Raw genomic sequence first — 16,202 nt, forward strand, 5'->3', positions numbered from 1 at the left:
GGTTTCAAGCTGTTTTCACCCGCTACACACTTGTTGGTGTTCCCGCAGTCGGAACCGCGTATCGTCGGCTAGCTCGCATGGTGGCCGTGAGACATTTACCCTGTGCGGGTGACTACTACCCGCAACACATCTTTCCCGTACCTCCCGCTCTCGGCGATGGGCTTCGCCGCGTTCGTGTACGTGACGTTCGAGATGTTCGCCGTCGGTTTGATCACCCCCATGTCCCAAGATCTCGGGGTGAGCGAGGGCCAGGTCGGCCTGCTCATGACGGTCTACGCGACCATCGTCGCCGTGGTCACCATTCCATTGATGGAGGTGACCCGCAGTCTCGACCGCAAGCCGGTCTTCATGGCCACCCTGATTTTCCTCCTCGGTGGTATCGCTCTACAAGCCTCTGCCAGCAGCTACTGGGTGCTTGCGCTCGGACGAATTTGTGCGGCGTTGACCCACGGTCTCTTCTGGTCCTTGGTCAATCCGATGGCGGCTCGCTTGGCACCAGCAGGTGCGACAGGCAAGGCGGTCGCGGTCGTCTCGTTGGGGTCGACCATGGCGTTGGTGGCGGGTTCCCCGCTGACCACCTTGATCGGCGGCGCCCTGGGATGGCGCAGTGCAACATGGGTGCTGGGCATCATGGTGGCTCTGGCCTTCACGCTGCTGTTCTTTTTCCTGCCGTCAATGCCGGCCATTCCGCCGAAGGAGCAACCGGAGGGACAACAGCAACGTTCGGCGCTGCCGGCCTTGGTGGTCTACCTGGCGTTGGTCATCACCGCCCTGTTCTGCACGTACACCTATCTGGGCCTATTCGTGCAGCGCACGGCCGGCATGGAATTCGTAGCAATCGGGCTGGCCGCCTACGGCCTCTTCGGCATCGTCGGTGTCATTTCCGCGGGTCGGCGAGCTGACCGCCGCATGATCCGCATGAACGTGATTGGCACTGGGTTGATCGTCGTGGCCGGCCTGACCGGAGCACTCGCTCTCGCCCTGAGTGGGAGCTCGCACCTTCTCGGTGTCGCTCTCGCCGTCCTCGTCGTGGGCTTTCTCGGTCTCGCCGGGGGAGGGCTCCCCACTGTTGCGACAACGATCTTTCTTTTCGCCGGGGGTGCGAACCAGAACCGCGCCTCATCCATTTACGTGGTCACTTTCCAGGTCGGGATCGCGAGCGGCTCCGCTCTTGGAGCGCTTCCCGTGGATGCGGGCTTCTTCACCGGAACCCTTCTCATCACCGCCGTGCTCGGAGCCCTCGCCTCGGCAGAATTGAGCCTTCGCGCCCGCCCCCTGCTGCGCTAGCTCATGTAGCCTGAGCGTCATGACCACCCCGCACGAGCGCCGTCCTGGCGCGGCAGACGTGGATGTGCGCCAGCTGCCGATCCCCAGCCACACCGGCCCTGGCGCATGGCATTCCGTCGGCACCGTTCCCCATAATGATGCACTGACCATCACGTGGGAGTTCTCCGGTGACAAGAACCCAGGAGTTCTCCACCCCGGAGCGGAGAATACGGAACGTCGCAGCGTGCTCCTTTGTGTGGATTCCTCCCATAATTGGGACCCTCAAGGTTTTGAGCAGCAGGAACCCGACGCCTTCAGATTGACTAGCTTCAATGGCGTCGAAGCCGGGGAAGCCCGGGTCTTCGCGGGCTCTATCTTCGGCAAATCCAGTCCCATCGACTTCGGTGCGGAGATTCTGGGCGCGGAGTTGCGCATCCGCCCCCACGAGGAATTCGTGTTCGTGATCGACCAGGGCTACTCCCATGCGCTGCTCAACATCACCGGGAACCTCTTCCTCGAGGACATCGCCTTGGAACCTGAGACGATGGGCTTTGTCAAGGAAGGAACCACTACGCTGCACGTCATCAATGCCGGCGACGACGAGGCTGTAGCTATCTTGCTTGGCGGCGGTGCCCACTAAGGCAGCGTCCACTGGAGTGGACACCCTCAGCACTTTTCACGCCGCAAGCGAGGGCGGAGCGCCGTATGGTAGCAACCATGATCCTCACGCTGCTCATGACTCTGGAGGGATCACGCCCCGAAATCTCGCGGCTGGTCAATGTCGAGGACGATGTCCGTCTCGATGAATTCGCGCCCGTCATTGACGCTGCTTTCGGATTCTCCGGAGCAGCCGGGCACCTCTACATGGGCACCGCTGACGGTGAGCCGATTCTCTTCTCTTCCAACCCCAGTGGCGGTGAGCGCGACGAGACCGCCTTCACCCTCGGCGACATCGATTCAATGACGTACGTCTACGACCCGTCGGCGAACTGGAACATCAAACTGGACATCCTCGGGGTCACGGACATCGACACACCGTCGCCCCTGCTTATCGACGCCCAAGGGCCCGATGTCATCGAACCCTGCGCCGGCCCTGAGCTCATGACGGCGTTTCACACGGAAGCGCGCCGTTTGGCTGCGGGACTGGACCCCGACATGAAAGTCTCACCGCTCCTGCTGAGCTTCATGCCGGTGATGAGCCCCGAGCGCCTCATCCAGCGTTTATCCCAAGCCGACCACACCACCGTGGCCGAACGCATCGCGTTCACTGCCGAGCAACTTTTCACGGAAGACGCAGAGGATTTCTCCGACGATCCGCGCGCTCCTGAACTCACCGACGAATTCGACTCCTTCATGGAGACACGCCCCGATTTGCAGCAAATTCTCGCGCTCGACCCCAATCCTGAGCGCAATCCGACATTGATCGCGGCGATCTCCGAGTTCTTTTCGGACCGCGCACCGGATGTCATGGAGGACAACCTCTACCCGTTCACCCGCGTTGTGGCCAATATCCGGGCATTCATTTACCACTGCTCCGAACCCATCCGCTTAACGTCGGGAGGCACCCTACGGTCTCCAGATGTGCGCTCGCTTGCCGACGCCTTGTCGCTCAACATCTCCCCAGGCAACCACCGCGAGGAAGCGGTGCCGGCCCTGGGCGCATTGCGCACCTTTCTGCAATTCGCGGACCTTTTGGAATCCCGCGACGGGATGCTCTGCGTCAACGAGGATGCTCTCGATCTAGTCACCAGCGCCGAAGCCGTCCTATACATGTTCGAGGAGGAGTTCTACCGCTTCTGCGAGGTGCACCAAGACGAAGACGGCGAACAGGTGCTCACATGGGCAGCCAACGCGGCCGGTCTGGGCATTCCGCCCGCATTTCTCGCCCCACCGAAGGATCCCTCCTTCACAGTGAACCTTCTCATTGCGTTGGGGATCTATGAGCCCTCATCCACCGAGACCGCGCCGGTTCTCACCGAGCCTGGCAGGGGAGTGCTCGCTGTGCTCCTGGATCTGGACTGACACGCCTTAGCCCGTAGCCACTAAGTACAGCCCCAGTCCTCCAAGTACGGCCATACCCACTGTGATCGCCAGAACTCCGATGGCGTTGGGCTCCACGTGCTCGTGGTACACGCCGTGCGCTTCCGCCCGGTATTCGGCCCGGTTTCGGACGATGATTGACAGCGCCAGAACCGCCAGCAGAATGATCGCACCGAACACCAAACTGGAATAGTTGTCGGACCAGCGCAGCAGCGTCAACGAGCACACCATCATGGCTGCGGCCGTTCTCGTCCACGACAGCGCAGTTCGCTCCGGTTGTAAGCCGGAATCGGCAACAGGAATCGGTGTTCGGGCCACTATGACGGTTCCTTAGTACAACGCCGTCAGGACAATGATGCTGGCCACGGTGATGCCTACCCCGAGAACAGGCACGATGCCCGGCGCGGGGAGGGGGCGGTCGTTTCGGAGAGATCGCTCGATGCGCACCCACCTGACTGCCGAACCGAGCGAAATGGCCATGCCCACGAGGATCAAAGTGATGGATGCGGTGCGGCGCCAGTCTCCGTCGAAACCCGGCAGGCCGAAGGCCTCCAGCGCGATTCCGCCGGCCAGAAATGCGAGCGCGGTGCGTGTCCACGCGAGAAATGTTCGTTCATTGGCCAGGGTGAAGCGGGGGTCCGGTTCCTCGCCCGTGGGGAAGACGGTGCGCGTCCACCACCCACGTTCCTCATCCCCGCCCGTGAGGTTGTTCTTCGGACCACTCATAGCTCACAGTCTAGAGCTGCTTCACCTTGTCTGGGCCCCCAAGGCTATCTCCAGCGAGAACAAAACCGATGAACACTGCGACGGCGGCGAAGGTGAGTCCGACCCAGAGCCGGTAGAGCCGCGGCCCGCACCAGCGGGCGATTGTGGCACCGACGAACGCGCCCAGCGTGTTCATCAAGAAATCATCGATATCCGTGTACCCCAGTTGCGCGAAATACTGCGTCGCCTCAATGGCCATGCTAAAGAGTCCGCCAAACACCGTCGCCCATTTCACCCGTTCGGTGAGGATGAACAGAAGCAGGCCGATCGGAATGAAGAAAGCTAGGTTGCCGCCGTAGCCAAAGAGCGGACCAAACCACGTTGATGCGATGAAGACCTCGTGAAAGGGAATGAATGAGTGTCCGAGGAATGGTTTATTCTCTGGATCCCACAGGTACCCGATGCGGAAGAATTGCTTCAGCATCGTCAGCGAAGTCACTACGCCTGAGTAGGCGAATAGAGCGCCGAGGGCGGCGCCCCTTGTTACCCGCTGCTCTGCTTGCACCTAGTTACTTCACCACCAGGTTCACCATGCGGCCGGGCACCACGATGGTCTTCACCACGTTCTTGCCGTCGATAAGCTCGACCACTCGTGCGTCGGCAAGCGCGATGCCCTCGATGTCTTCCTTTGTAGCCTCGGACGGCACGTCAACTCGCGCGCGCACCTTCCCGTTGATCTGGACGGGGATCTCAACGGTGTCATCGACGAGCAAGCTCTCGTCGAAAGTGGGGAAAGACTCGAAGGTGATCGTGCCTTCGTGGCCGAGACGCGCCCACAGCTCCTCGGCGATGTGCGGCGCGACGGGGGAGACCATCTGAACGAGCGGTTCCACCGTTTCACGTGAAACATTGCCGTTTTCCTTGCTCTCGCGCGCCTTGGTCAGGTAGTTCACGTACTCGATGAGCTTGGCCACGACCGTGTTGTCGCGCAGATGCTCGTAATCGTCGCGCACTCCGGCGATCGTGCGGTGGAGCTGCTTGGCGTCATCGTCACTCATCGCGGCATCGCTGACGGTGAGTTCTCCGGTCTCCTCGTCCACGATCAAGCGCCACAGGCGCTGGAGGAAGCGGTGCGCACCCACGACGTCCTTCGTCGCCCACGGGCGGGAAGTATCGAGCGGCCCCATCGACATCTCGTACACGCGCAACGTGTCGGCGCCGAAATCCCGGGCAATATCATCCGGAGCGACGGCGTTCTTGAGGGACTTACCCATTTTGCCGTACTCTTGGTTGACTTCCTCGCCGTTGTAGAAGAACTTCCCGTCCTTCTCCTCGACCTCCGCCGCCGGCACGTAAACACCGCGGGAATCCGTGTAGGCGTAGGCCTGGATATAGCCCTGGTTGTACAGGCGGCGGTACGGCTCCTTCGACGTCACGTACCCCAAGTCAAAGAGAACCTTGTGCCAGAAGCGCGCGTACAGGAGGTGCAGGACCGCGTGCTCCACGCCGCCGACGTAGAGGTCCACTCCACCCGGGTCGTTCTCGCCGTGCTTTTCCGGCTGGGGGCCGGTCCAGTAACGCTCGTTCTCAATGTCGCAGAAAACGTCCGAGTTCGTCGGATCGATGTAGCGCAGCTGGTACCACGAGGAGCCGGCCCACTGCGGCATGACGTTGGTGTCGCGAGTGTACTGCTTCTCGCCGTCGCCGAGGTCCAGCGTGACGTTCACCCAATCAGTCGCCTTCGCCAGTGGGGGAGAGGGCTCGGAGTCGGCGTCGTCCGGATCGAAGGAGACCGGGTTGTAGTCCTCCACATCCGGAAGCTCCACAGGAAGCATCGATTCCGGCAGCGCGTGCGCCATACCGTCTGAGTCATAGACGATCGGGAAAGGCTCACCCCAGTAGCGCTGGCGGGCAAAGAGCCAGTCACGGAGCTTGTACTGGATACGTTCCTCACCGGCACCTTCTGCGACGAGCCAGGAAATAGCCTTCTCAATGGCGTCGCTCTTGCCCAGCCCGTTCAGGTCCAAACCGGACTCGTTTGCCGAGTTGATGTGCGGACCGTCTTCCGTGAACGCCGCTTCATCCACGTTCCCGCCGTCGAGCACAGGAATGATCGGCAGCCCGAAAACGGTGGCGAACTCATAGTCGCGCTCATCGTGAGCCGGCACCGCCATGATGGCGCCCGTGCCGTAGCCGGTGAGCACGTAGTCCGCAATGAACACCGGCACCTGCTCGCCGTTCACGGGGTTCGTGGCGTAGGCGCCCAGGAAGACACCCGTCTTCTCCTTATTCTCCTGGCGCTCTACGTCGGACTTCGCCGCGATCGCGCGCTTGTACGCGTCCACAGCATCCTTCGGCGTCGCTTCGCCGTACGTCCACCGCTTATCGACGCCCCCCTCGTACCCATCCGCCACCAACTCATCCACCAGCTCATGCTCCGGCGCGAGAACCATGTATGTGGCACCGAACAGGGTGTCCGGACGAGTGGTGAAGACGTTGATGGGGCCAGCAGCCGACTGGAAGGAGACCTCAGCACCACGGGAGCGGCCGATCCAGTTGCGCTGCATGGCCTTGACCTTCTCGGGCCAGTCGAGCAGCTCAAGATCGTCCAGCAACCGGTCGGAGTACGCGGTGATGCGCATCATCCACTGACGCAGACGCTTACGGAAGACGGGGTAGTTCCCGCGTTCCGACCGCCCGTCAGCGGTGACTTCCTCGTTAGCCAGCACGGTTCCCAGGCCGGGGCACCAATTGACCATGGAGTCGGAGAGGTAGACGAGACGGAACTCGTCGATCGCGCGCTGCTTTTCCGCGGTATCCAATTCGGCGTAGGTGCGGCCATCCTTGGTGGTGCGCGTACCGGCCTCGAGCTCACTGATCAGCTCGGAGATCGGGCGCGCCTTCTGCTGCTCATCGTCGAACCAGGCGTTGTAAATCTGCAGGAAGATCCACTGGGTCCAGCGGTAGAACTCCGGGTCCGTCGTGGCCACGGAGCGGCGGCGGTCATGTCCCAGCCCCAGCGCGTCGAGCTGGCGGGTCATGTTCTCAATATTCGCCATCGTCGTGGTGCGCGGGTGCGTACCAGTCTGAATCGCGTACTGCTCAGCCGGCAGACCGAACGCGTCGTAACCGAGCGTGTGAAGCACGTTCTTGCCCAACATGCGGTTGTAGCGCGCGAACACGTCGGTGGCGATGTACCCGAGCGGGTGCCCCACGTGCAGGCCAGCACCCGAGGGGTAGGGGAACATGTCCTGAACGTTGAGCTTGTCAGCCGGAAGCTCGGTGGATCCCGTCTCCGGCGCTAGCGGACCGACAGGGTTCGGGGCATCGAACGTCCCGTTGTCGATCCAGTGCTTCTGCCATCTCTGTTCGATCTCGTTGGCAAGGCCCGCAGAGTAGCGGAACGCCGGTCCAGTAGCGCTAGTCATGGTTAGCCAGTGTAGTAGGCCACCTGAACCAGTTCATGGCCGGACGACGAAATCAATGTTTCACGTGAAACACCGTGGAATTCGGGCGGTCAGCTTTCAGCCCACTCCACGATTGGTTCGAGCCGCCCCAAATCCACGCGGTCGACGTCCTTGTCGTAGGTGTCGATCATCATCTGGTCGTTCTCAGACTTCCCCGGTTTCATCCTGAGCATCGCGATGAGCCCCTTCATGATGTTCCGGTGCTTACTGTTTAACTCCGAGTAGTTCATCCGGCCAGGCAAGTAGAAGCGCTCCACGCTCCCCGCGAGGTTGCCCAAGAGCTCGCCCGCCGGGTCCTGCGCGGCAACGACATCGTCGAGCGTCATGCCGACAGTCGCCAAAGCAACACGTCGCTTTTCCGCGGCGCCCGCCTTTTCAAGCTCCTTGACGAACTTCACACCGGGGTGCGACGGCCCGTGAATGGGGGAGAGGACGATGATGGGGTCGGCAGAGGAGGCGTCGATAAGCGCTGCTTGCTCGTCGCTGATCTCCCGGGCGGTGACCCCGAGCCGCGCCGCGAGCGCGTCGGCGTACTGCTTGGTGGAACCGTAATACGTTGCGTAGAAGACGTCCGTCACACGACCAGCTTAAAACGAGGATGAACTTCCCGCCGCACTGAAACCGGAAGATGCTACACCTGCGGAGGTGCCGCCACCCGAGGTTTGCTGCTCGTGTGTCTGCACGTTGCTCGTGTGCCAATCGTTCATGACAACGAAGGGGACGTAGCCGTAGTAGTTGTAGCCGCTGTCGTAGATGGCGGGCTTGCGCAGGGGCTCGTATTCCTTCACATCGGAGAATTCGCGGCGCTTCACTTCCTCAAGCAACACACGGTAATCGCCGAGCACGCGGACGAAGTCATCGACGAATGCAGGGGAGTCCGGGTTAGCGTCGAGGGCATTGATGCGCTGCTCGAGCAGCTCGAGGTCCTTCTTCAGGCCCCTGTTCTTGATCTTGTGCTTCGCTTCGATGACATCCTTCCGGATCTCCGTGAGAGCGGCGCGGCGCGCGCCCGCATCGCCCTGCTCGATCTCGAAGAGGCGGTTGATGTTGTCCTCCGCGTTGGACACGTGCTCGACAGAGGTGGCCGCACTACGGAGTTTCTTGTGGTTGCGTAGGGCTTCCTTGTCGTCGTCGATGCGGATATCGCCGATCCCGCCGGCGCCGCTGACAGCATCGTGGTAGCCGAAGAAAGTTTCCCGGACTTCCTGCCACTGCTTGCGCAGCTCCGCGTCGGCAAAGGAGGAGGACACGGAGTTCGCGCGGATATCGATCTCGTCGAGGCGCCCAGCGAGTGCCGTGTATTCCGTGGTGATCGCCCGGTAGTCCTCACGGGCCTGTTCGATCTTCTTACGGCGGCTGTTGGAAATGGCGAAACCCGTGGCGGCACCCGCAGCACCGAGTCCTAACCCGGCGGCGCCAGCGCCAATCACACCGCCCTCACGGTCATTCTTGGCGTTGTTGTAGCCGTAGTCCTGCGCGGCCTGCCTGTCGAAGGCGGTTTTAGCAGCATTGAATAACCCCGCCGGAATATTGCCGTCGCGCACACCGGGCTTCATCGCGTCGAGGACCTGCTCGTCGCGCTGGCCGTGGTCCACTTGGAGCTCACGGACGACATCGTCACCGTAATAAGCGAACGCCTGGCGTGGGTCGAGACCGACTCCAATGATAGCTAGACCGTCAGCGAAGCGGTTGTCGGCGTTCTCCGCATTACCGATCAAATCGGGGTGGTTGTCGCGCATGTACTCCTCGACGGAGTCGAAGACGTTCTCGTGGTTTTTCGCGAAGACCATGTAGTGGAGTTCCTTCACCACGTCCGGGTGGTCGAGGCGTTCGACGTCGCGCATCATGCGCTCTTCGTCTTCAGGCGTCAGGACGTCATCGGGATCGTCGATGACCACCTTCGGGGCCTGCTGCGCCACTTCTACCGCGTAATGATCTTCGACCGGCGGGGTAGTCAGCGCGTACGCGAGCCCGGCTCCGGCGCCGCCGAGCAGAACAGCGCTGCCGATTGTTCCCAATACAGCTCTCGTAGTCGATCCCATAGCCCCATCGTAACCGTTCTGGAAAATATCACCGCGCACGAAAAAACCGATGTTTCACGTGAAACATCGGTTCTCGGACGGATCGGCCGGGGAGCTACACGCGGGTGCTGCCTTCGGCGGTGGCGGGGCGGTCGTCGATAAGCGACTGCTCCTGCGACGTGCCCTCGATCTTGCCGGCTGCGAAGCGGTTGAGCACGAGCGCGATGGCGCCGTCACCCGTCACGTTGGCCGCAGTACCGAAAGAGTCAATGACGATGTAGGCTGCGATCATCAAAGCGACCATATCGTCTGTGAAGCCCAGCATGGACGCGAGGAGGCCGGTCGCCGCCATGATCGCACCGCCCGGGACACCCGGCGCGGCGATCATCATTATGCCGAGCAGCAGAATGAATCCGAGCGACAGACCCCAAGAAACGTCGAGACCGCCCATGTAGATGACGGCGAACGCGTAGAGACCGATCTTCATCATGGACCCGGACAGGTGGATCGTCGCACACAAAGGTACGACGAAACCGGCCACGTTCTCGTCCACCTTGTTGTTCAGGGTGGAACGCAGGGTGACCGGGATCGTCGCGGCAGACGACGACGTACCCAGAGCCGTGAAGTAAGCCGGGAGCATATTGCGCAGCGCAGTGAACGGGTTGATGCCCGCGACGATGCCGGCGATCAGGTACTGGCAGACCAGCAGGACGATGGTCATGAGGACTGCCAGAACCAGGACCTTGCCGAAGGCCGCCATGGTCGAGCCGAGATTCTCGTTCATGCCCAAGTTCAGGAAGATGCCGAAGATGTAGATCGGCAGCAGCGGAATCACGAACGCGGTGACCACTTTCATGATCGCGCTCTCGAGCTCGGTGGCCACTTTGTACATGGTGTCGGACTTCACGGCAGTCATGGAAAGACCGATACAGAAAGCCAAGACCAGTGCGGTCATCACCTCGAAGGGTGCGGGAATCTCCACCTCGAAAAACGGCGACAGGGAACCGGCGTCCACGTCGTCGACATTCGTGACCAACGTCTGGTCGCCGAGCATCCAGGGGTAGAGCGCCGCGGACAGACCCCACGCGATCAGACCGGAGATCACGGTCGAGCCGTAGGCCAGGCCGGCGGTAATGCCCAACCACTTCCCGGCGCCGCGGCCGAGACCAGCGATGGCAGGGGTGATCAGCGCGAAAATAAGGACGGGCACGAAGAAGCCCAGGAAATTGGAGAAGAGCCCGTTGAACGTGATGAAGATGCGGGCAAGCCACTCCGGGAAGAAGAAGCTGCAGCAGATGCCGAGCACGATGGCCACGACGATCCAGAACAGCAGCGACCTCGTGATCGACTTGGTGTTCATGTTTTACCCTTTGCTCGGTACGCCTGAGTCAGGCGGGGTACGGGGAAATGAATAAGGCGGCAGCGCACCTTATTAATTGTTATTCTTCCTGACCCTCACCCCCAGAGAAAAACCGGCGTTTCCGCAGGACCCCCCGAACACGTGCGCTCCATCACACGGAAAGTAGACTGCTGGTTTATGACTGGAGTGGTTATCAGTGTTGTCTTCATTATCTTCGCACTCGCTTTGCTGATTCCAGGAGTGCTCGCCGCCCTCGGCCGCTTGCCCGGCAATAACATGGTCGGGTTGCACGTGCCGGAGGTGCGCAAGGACGAAGAGATCTGGGTGCAGGCCCACAAGGTGACCGGTCCATACCTGATCCTCGGCGGTCTCGCCCTCGTCTTCGGCGCAGCCTTTTCTTTCATCGCCGACGGTTGGCTCTGGGCCGGCCCCGTGATCTTGGCGATCGTCGCGGTTGCCGCTGTGGCCGCGGCCGGCAACCAAGGTGCACGCGCAGCGAAGCTCTTCGCGCAAGCGAAAGAGAGCGAGACTGACTCCGCTTCTCAAGCCACGCAGCCCGCCCCCCAAGTCGATCTCGGTGCCCTGCGAAACGCCGCCCGCCGCGCAGACGACAGGTAGTCTCATTGCAGAAAGGAGGCCTGACGTGAGCGAGTTCCGCCCCCAGGTCACGCACCTCGATGTGCGCTACCACGCCGACGCGTCGACCTTATTCGCCGCTATCGGCGGCACAGACATGACGGATTCTGTGCTGCTCGAGAGCGCCGACATCACCACCAAGTCCGGGCTACAGTCGGTCGCGGTCCTCGGGGCTTCCCTACGCGTCACGTGCAACGGACCGGATGTCGCGGTGGAGGCACTCAGCACGGACGGCGAGGCGATCGCAGACCGCCTGCACGGGCAGCTCGCGGACTTCGTGACGGGGGAGCGCACCTTCCGCTTCCCGGTCTCCACCGCCGCGGACGAGCGTGAGCGGCTCACCGCGCCGAGTTCCGCGGATGTCCTCCGTGCGCTCACAACTGGTGCCGGTTACACCGACACCGAGCACAGCACGCTTCCCATGCTCGTCGGCGGATTCGCTTTCGACTACTTGGCCACCTTCGAGGACCTGCCCAGCGTCGCCGATAGCACGAACACGTACCCCGACTACCAATTCATCCTCGCGGACATCGTGCTCACGATCGACCACCGCGCGAACACCGCTCGGCTCACAGGGGTGGATGGGGGACAGGGGGACGTCGATAAGCGGATGCGCGAATTCGCCGAGCTTATCGACGCCGCCGAGCCCCCCACCCCCCGCTCATCCAGCGCCGAGGAGCCACTGCGCGTGGAAGCGAGCATTGACGACGCTGACTTCCGCCGCGATGTGGAGAAGCTCAAAGACAATATCTACAACGGCGACATCTACCAGGTGGTGCCGGCGCGGGCGTTCACTGCCGAGTGCCCGGACGCGTTCGTCGCGTACCAGTGCCTCCGCGAGACGAATCCGTCGCCGTACATGTTCTATGTCCGCGGACTCGACCGGAACGGCGACGCATATGAGCTCCTCGGCGCATCACCCGAATCGAACCTGAAGTTCTCAGCTGCCTCCCGCGAGGTGCAGCTGTACCCGATTGCCGGGACACGGCCGCGCGGCACCACGCATGAATTGGACACGCGTATGGAGCTCGAGCTGCGTACCGACGCCAAGGAGATCGCCGAGCACACGATGCTCGTCGATCTAGCACGCAACGACCTCGCACGCGTCGCTGAGCCCGGTACCCGCCAAGTCCGTGAGCTCCTCCAGGTCGACCGCTACTCCCGCGTCATGCACCTCGTCTCCCGCGTGACAGCGACCCTCTCAGCCGACCTCGACGCCCTGGACGCTTACCGCGCGTCCATGAATATGGGCACTTTGACCGGCGCCCCCAAGCTGCGCGCAACGCAGCTAATCCGTGAGCTCGAAGGCGTCCGCCGCGGCTCCTATGGCGGGGCAGTGGGGTATCTGCGCGGCAACGGTGACTTCGACACATGCATCGTCATCCGCTCCGCGTTCGTGCGCGGCGGCGTAGCCACCGTCCAGGCAGGTGCTGGTGTCGTGCGCGATTCCATCCCGCAGGCCGAAGCGGACGAGACTCTGCACAAGGCCTACGCCGTCCTCAACGCCATTGCCATGGCCAGCGGCCGCAAGGTAGAGGTGATCCGATGACCGCCCGAGTGGTCCTCCTGGATAACCAGGACTCTTTTGTGTACAACCTCGTCGACGCACTCGCGACCATGCCGAATGTGGAGTTCATGGTCTTTCGCAACACGGTCACTGTCGACCGGGTGCTCGACGTAGAACCGGATGTCGTCATTCTCTCTCCCGGCCCCGGATATCCCGCCGACGCCGGCTGCATGATGGAGCTCATCGAACGTATCCAGGGCACCATTCCGATCTTGGGAATCTGCCTCGGATACCAGGCCCTCATCGAGCACTTTGGTGGCCGCGTCACCCCGTGCGGTCCCGTCCACGGTGTAAGCGAATCCATGTACCTGACTGAGGAGGGCATCGGACATCCGCTCTTCCGCGGGCTCACAACCGACAATGGACCGGAGCACGGCTACACCCCCGGACGATTGGTTCCAGTTGCTCGATACCACTCCCTTGGAACCGTTGGGGTTCCCAATGATCTGGTTCCCCTAGCTCGCATTTCGAGTGAGAATGGAGAAATAGTGATGTCCGCCGTATCCGAAGACGGCATGTCCATCGGCTTCCAGTTCCACCCTGAATCCATTCTCACACCCCAAGGACCATTGATTTTGGAGCGTTCAATCACTCAATTGTTGGAACACTCAACGAAAGGCACGACCAATGGCTAGCCAAACCTCACTTGAAACTCTTCGTCGCTTCCTCGATAACAAGGGACCGAGTTTGCAAGAGGCGACGGACGCCTTCGTGCCGCTAACTGTGGGTGACTACGACGATGTTCACATCGCCGCCCTCCTGGCAACCGTGCGCACCCGCGGTGAGACCTTCGCCGATATCGCCGGTGCTGCCAAAGCATTCCTCGCAGCCGGCCGTCCTTTCCCCATCACGGGTGCTGGCCTCATGGACACGGCCGGCACGGGCGGCGACGGCAAGAACACCATCAACATCACCACTGCCGCCTCCCTGGTTGCAGCCGCCGGGGGAGTGAAGATGATCAAGTGCGGCAACCGGTCCGTCTCCTCCAAGTCCGGCTCCGCCGACGTGCTCGAGGCGCTGAATATTCCCCTGGACCTCGATCCGGACCGCGCCGTGCGCCAGTTCGAAGCATCTAATTTCACTTTCCTTTTCGCGCCGGCCTACAACCCCGCGATCGCCCATGTTCAGCCTGTTCGTAAATCTTTGGGCATCCCCACTTTGTTCAACACACTGGGTCCGCTGCTGTCGCCGGGGCGTCCGGAGTACCAGATCATGGGCATTGCCAATCCGGATCTGGGCCAGACCATCGCCGAGACGATGCGTGAGCTCGGCCGCGGCCGCGCGATGATCGTGCATGGAGCCGGCACCGACGAGCTCGCAGTCCACGGAGAGACCCTCGTGTGGGAGCTCGACCGCGACGGCAACATCGAGCATTACACGCTCACTCCCGGCGACATGGGGCTGCCGACGTACGCTCTCGAGGAGCTCGAAGGCGGCGACGGGCAAGAGAACGCCGCCGCGATCCGCGCGATCTTCAATGGCGAAGCCCCTGATGCTCAACGCGATGCCGTCGCCGCCACCGCCGGAGCGATCTTCTACCTCTACGGCTTCGACGACGACATCGCATCAGGTGTCGAGCGCGCACAGCAATTGCTTAGCAGCGGCACCGTTGCCCACTGGCTCTCCACCCACGAAGGAGCTGACTACAGTGCCTAACGAGCAAGCCTCTGACCAGCGCGGATACGACACAGGACCGTCTGCGGGGTTGCCGACCGTCCTTGAAGGCATCATCACGTCCCGAAAACGTCACATTGACGCAATTAAAGCCCGCATCGCTCATGTTGATCCCGCGGAGCTCCCGCGGTCCGACCGGTCCCTCTACGATTCGCTCGACCGCCCCGGAACGCGATTCATCATGGAGTGCAAGTCCTCCTCACCGTCGCTCGGCATGATTCGCGAACATTACCAACCGGGAGACATCGCCGCGGTCTATTCGCGCTATGCCGCCGGAATCTCAGTGCTGTGCGAGCCCGAGCGTTTCGGGGGTGACTACGACCACCTCGCCACTGTCGCCGCCACAACGCACCTTCCGGTGTTGTGCAAAGACTTCATCATCGACCCGGCACAGATCCACGCCGCGCGCTATTTTGGTGCCGACGCCATTCTCCTCATGCTCAGCGTTCTCGACGACGATGAATATACGGCTCTTTCCGCCGAGGCAGAGCGCCTCGGCATGGACGTGCTCACCGAGGTGATCGATGAGGAAGAAGCGGCTCGCGCAACGAAACTGGGCGCAAAGATCTTTGGCATCAACCACCGGAATCTTCACGACCTGTCCATCGACCTCGAGCGTTCGGCCCGCCTCGCGCCCCTTGCTCCCGAAGACGCGCTCGTTGTTTCCGAGTCCGGCATCCGCGATGTCGAGACCATTCGACGCCTCGGCGACCATTCCGACGGCTTCCTCGTCGGATCCCACCTAACCGGCACCCCGGATATCGACTGGGCCGCCCGCATGTTGGTCTACGGGCCCAACAAGGTGTGTGGTCTTACCTCCCGGTCAGCCGCACAAGTCGCTCGCGCAGTCGGCGCCCTCTACGGAGGCCTCATCTTCGAAGAGGTCAGCCCCCGCAATGTTTCACGTGAAACATCGGAAGATATCATCGCTCACGAGCCGGGATTGCACTATGTGGCAGTGAGCCGAAGGACCGACGGGTGGCAGGATCTGGTCTTCCCGGGAATTCACGCGGTTCAGATCCACGCCCCGTACCGTGGCTCGTTGGACGCCGAGAGGGACCTTGTCCGAACGGTCCGCGATACCGTCCGATCCATCGACCCCGGGGTGGAAGTGTGGCGAGCCGTCTCCATGTCAGAGCCCGATGGGCCGGCAGTGGCAGCGGGACTGGCGGGCGACGTCGATAAGCTTGTGCTCGACGCGAAAGACGGCGGATCCGGCATTGGCTTCGACTGGTCCACGATCCCCGACGAGGTCCGCGCGCACAGCCTCCTCGCCGGAGGGTTGAGCCCCGACAATGTCGAGGATGCCCTCGCCGTGGGATGCCTCGGGGTGGACCTGAACTCCGGCGTCGAATACCCGGCGTCCGCAGGTTCGTGGACCGGAATGAAGGATGCCGGAGCCCTGCGTACCACCTTCGACCGGATCCGCAATTTCCATTATTGATTCCCGTACTAACTCGAATCCT

The 16,202-nt window shown here is 62.0% G+C and carries 15 protein-coding genes; 8 read left to right on the plus strand and 7 right to left on the minus strand.

Features of this window, described 5'->3' with window-relative positions; genetic code table 11:
• Positions 1-156 precede the first annotated feature (156 nt).
• The 3 genes from QYQ98_RS05745 (at position 157) to QYQ98_RS05755 (ending at position 3,288) form a co-directional block, all read left to right on the plus strand.
• A complete protein-coding gene (locus QYQ98_RS05745) occupies positions 157-1,287 on the plus strand; it encodes an MFS transporter (RefSeq protein ID WP_302007697.1) in 1,131 nt (376 codons plus the stop codon).
• A gap of 19 nt (positions 1,288-1,306) precedes the next feature.
• A complete protein-coding gene (locus QYQ98_RS05750; RefSeq protein ID WP_302005951.1) occupies positions 1,307-1,906 on the plus strand; it encodes a hypothetical protein in 600 nt (199 codons plus the stop codon).
• Between the two features lie 77 nt (positions 1,907-1,983).
• The gene (locus QYQ98_RS05755) at positions 1,984-3,288 is read left to right on the plus strand and encodes a hypothetical protein (protein ID WP_302005952.1); all 1,305 of its coding nucleotides are present in this window, start codon (positions 1,984-1,986) and stop codon (positions 3,286-3,288) included.
• 6 nt (positions 3,289-3,294) lie between these two features.
• Here the strand turns inward: QYQ98_RS05755 and QYQ98_RS05760 are convergent, their stop codons facing one another.
• The 7 genes from QYQ98_RS05760 to QYQ98_RS05790 all read right to left on the minus strand — a co-directional run bounded on the left by QYQ98_RS05760 (position 3,295) and on the right by QYQ98_RS05790 (position 10,859).
• Positions 3,295-3,624: a DUF202 domain-containing protein gene (locus QYQ98_RS05760; protein ID WP_302005953.1), complete on the minus strand. Its 330-nt coding sequence runs from the start codon at positions 3,622-3,624 to the stop codon at positions 3,295-3,297.
• 12 nt (positions 3,625-3,636) lie between these two features.
• Positions 3,637-4,032: a YidH family protein gene (locus QYQ98_RS05765; RefSeq protein WP_302005954.1), complete on the minus strand. Its 396-nt coding sequence runs from the start codon at positions 4,030-4,032 to the stop codon at positions 3,637-3,639.
• A 10-nt stretch (positions 4,033-4,042) separates the two neighbouring features.
• On the minus strand, positions 4,043-4,576 hold the full coding sequence (locus tag QYQ98_RS05770) for a VanZ family protein (protein ID WP_302005955.1): 534 nt from the start codon (positions 4,574-4,576) through the stop codon (positions 4,043-4,045).
• A 4-nt stretch (positions 4,577-4,580) separates the two neighbouring features.
• Positions 4,581-7,439, minus strand: coding sequence for a leucine--tRNA ligase (gene leuS / locus QYQ98_RS05775; protein ID WP_302005956.1), 2,859 nt, complete (start codon positions 7,437-7,439; stop codon positions 4,581-4,583).
• A gap of 89 nt (positions 7,440-7,528) precedes the next feature.
• The gene (locus QYQ98_RS05780; protein WP_302005957.1) at positions 7,529-8,056 is read right to left on the minus strand and encodes a flavodoxin domain-containing protein; all 528 of its coding nucleotides are present in this window, start codon (positions 8,054-8,056) and stop codon (positions 7,529-7,531) included.
• 9 nt (positions 8,057-8,065) lie between these two features.
• The gene (locus QYQ98_RS05785) at positions 8,066-9,496 is read right to left on the minus strand and encodes a DUF5129 domain-containing protein (protein WP_302005958.1); all 1,431 of its coding nucleotides are present in this window, start codon (positions 9,494-9,496) and stop codon (positions 8,066-8,068) included.
• A 118-nt stretch (positions 9,497-9,614) separates the two neighbouring features.
• The gene (locus QYQ98_RS05790) at positions 9,615-10,859 is read right to left on the minus strand and encodes a dicarboxylate/amino acid:cation symporter (protein WP_302005959.1); all 1,245 of its coding nucleotides are present in this window, start codon (positions 10,857-10,859) and stop codon (positions 9,615-9,617) included.
• Between the two features lie 177 nt (positions 10,860-11,036).
• Between QYQ98_RS05790 and QYQ98_RS05795 the strand changes: the two genes are divergently transcribed.
• From QYQ98_RS05795 to trpCF, 5 genes are read left to right on the plus strand one after another with little or no spacing between them, the layout of a single operon-like run.
• Positions 11,037-11,477, plus strand: coding sequence for an SdpI family protein (locus QYQ98_RS05795; RefSeq protein ID WP_302005960.1), 441 nt, complete (start codon positions 11,037-11,039; stop codon positions 11,475-11,477).
• Positions 11,478-11,502: 25 nt separating this feature from the next.
• Positions 11,503-13,044 (plus strand): anthranilate synthase component 1, encoded by a 1,542-nt coding sequence (locus tag QYQ98_RS05800; protein WP_302005961.1) that lies wholly within the window; start codon positions 11,503-11,505, stop codon positions 13,042-13,044.
• Positions 13,041-13,697, plus strand: a complete 657-nt coding sequence (locus QYQ98_RS05805) for a gamma-glutamyl-gamma-aminobutyrate hydrolase family protein (protein ID WP_302005962.1) — start codon at positions 13,041-13,043, stop codon at positions 13,695-13,697. The genes QYQ98_RS05800 and QYQ98_RS05805 overlap by 4 nt, the downstream gene beginning before the upstream one ends.
• The gene (gene trpD, locus QYQ98_RS05810; protein WP_302005963.1) at positions 13,690-14,718 is read left to right on the plus strand and encodes an anthranilate phosphoribosyltransferase; all 1,029 of its coding nucleotides are present in this window, start codon (positions 13,690-13,692) and stop codon (positions 14,716-14,718) included. The genes QYQ98_RS05805 and trpD overlap by 8 nt, the downstream gene beginning before the upstream one ends.
• 49 nt (positions 14,719-14,767) lie before the next feature.
• Complete coding sequence (gene trpCF, locus QYQ98_RS05815; protein ID WP_302007698.1) at positions 14,768-16,180, plus strand: bifunctional indole-3-glycerol-phosphate synthase TrpC/phosphoribosylanthranilate isomerase TrpF; 1,413 nt, start codon at positions 14,768-14,770, stop codon at positions 16,178-16,180.
• Positions 16,181-16,202: the final 22 nt, after the last annotated feature.

It is taken from the genome of Corynebacterium sp. P3-F1, from assembly GCF_030503635.1.
GTDB lineage: Bacteria > Actinomycetota > Actinomycetes > Mycobacteriales > Mycobacteriaceae > Corynebacterium.

Excerpts from the sequence above, each read along its gene's own strand:
- QYQ98_RS05755 (WP_302005952.1), top strand. The coding sequence starts at position 1,984 with ATGATCCTCACGCTGCTCATGACTCTGGAGGGATCACGCCCCGAAATC.
- QYQ98_RS05750 (WP_302005951.1), top strand. The coding sequence starts at position 1,307 with ATGACCACCCCGCACGAGCGCCGTCCTGGCGCGGCAGACGTGGATGTG.
- leuS (WP_302005956.1), bottom strand. The coding sequence starts at position 7,439 with ATGACTAGCGCTACTGGACCGGCGTTCCGCTACTCTGCGGGCCTTGCC.
- QYQ98_RS05790 (WP_302005959.1), bottom strand. The coding sequence starts at position 10,859 with ATGAACACCAAGTCGATCACGAGGTCGCTGCTGTTCTGGATCGTCGTG.
- trpD (WP_302005963.1), top strand. The coding sequence starts at position 13,690 with ATGGCTAGCCAAACCTCACTTGAAACTCTTCGTCGCTTCCTCGATAAC.
- QYQ98_RS05745 (WP_302007697.1), top strand. The coding sequence starts at position 157 with ATGGGCTTCGCCGCGTTCGTGTACGTGACGTTCGAGATGTTCGCCGTC.
- QYQ98_RS05765 (WP_302005954.1), bottom strand. The coding sequence starts at position 4,032 with ATGAGTGGTCCGAAGAACAACCTCACGGGCGGGGATGAGGAACGTGGG.
- QYQ98_RS05795 (WP_302005960.1), top strand. The coding sequence starts at position 11,037 with ATGACTGGAGTGGTTATCAGTGTTGTCTTCATTATCTTCGCACTCGCT.
- QYQ98_RS05805 (WP_302005962.1), top strand. The coding sequence starts at position 13,041 with ATGACCGCCCGAGTGGTCCTCCTGGATAACCAGGACTCTTTTGTGTAC.